Origin of the sequence: Microvirga arvi (assembly GCF_016892765.1) — a bacterium.
Classification (GTDB): Bacteria; Pseudomonadota; Alphaproteobacteria; order Rhizobiales; family Beijerinckiaceae; genus Microvirga; species Microvirga arvi.
Genome location: NZ_JAFEMD010000193.1, coordinates 1 through 1,021, shown reverse-complemented (window position 1 = coordinate 1,021; position 1,021 = coordinate 1). Strand labels below are relative to the sequence as shown.

Sequence of the window (1,021 nt, the reverse complement as noted above, 5' to 3'; positions counted from 1 at the left end):
AGGTCCCTCCTGAATGCCCGCTACAAGCTTGGCAAGTTTGCGGAGGCTCAGGAGCATTTTGAGCGTGGGATAAGCCTCTACGAGGATGGTCCCTGGCCCGAAACTCTGATCGAACAGGTCGATGACCCTAGTCCGCACCTGCTGGTCCTCGGCGGCTGCGTGCTGTGGGTCAGGGGCTACCCCGACCGCGCTCGGCAGGCAGTGGCCGATGCAATCGCCGCTGGCCATCGTGGCGGGCACCACCTGAGTACTGCTCATGCCGTCCATATGTCGGGTCACTTGGCTGAACTGATGGATGACTGGGAGGGGGTCCGGAGAGCCAACGAGGCGACCATGGCTCTTGCGACGGAGTGGGGCCTCTCCGGGCAGCGGCAGCAGGTGGCCCGGCGCGAGCGGCTTGTGGCGGTGGCTCTGCATAACGATCCTGAGCAGATGGAGTACAAGCGCCGGCACCCGCAGCCGGGTTTTGCACGATCTCTGCACGACGGCGTGCTGGCCCGGGCCTATGGTCGTTGCGGCACCCCTGAGGAAGGCTTGCGGGTTATTGAGGAATCCCTGTCTTGGACGGAGGAGACGGGCAGCCGGTTCTTCAACGCCGAGCTGTACCGGATAAAGGCCCAACTGCTCCTGCTCCTGCGGCGTCTTGATGAGGCCGAGTGCAGCTACCGCAAAGCTCTGGAGATTGCGCGGGAGCAGGGTGCACGTATGTGGGAGCTCAAGTCTGCCTGTGATTTGGCCGAGATGCTTCGTGTGCAGAAGCGGCAGGCAGAAGCCCGTGATCTCCTTGTGCCGATCCTCTGCTGGTTCAGCGAGGGCTTTGATGTCCTCGAGCTGTGTAGGTCGAAGGCTCTGCTCGAGAGCCTGTCGCGGCCACTTCCATGACGCCCGCGCCACCAGAGTCCGTCCATTGCACGCAGCGCAGACGTGCTGGCAGTTGCAATAGAATGTAGTAGTCGGCATTTGATCTGACATTCAGCGTCAGAGAGTGATCGGGTTGAGCCTGTCCGGCAGGATCAGGCTG

1 protein-coding gene is annotated in these 1,021 nt (G+C 62.4%); it reads left to right on the top strand.

Annotated elements, in window-relative coordinates; translation table 11 throughout:
* The coding region (locus tag ILT44_RS30480) for a hypothetical protein (protein ID WP_204243352.1) at positions 1–882 on the top strand (882 nt) is incomplete at its 5' end.
* Between the last annotated feature and the right edge of the window lie 139 nt (positions 883–1,021).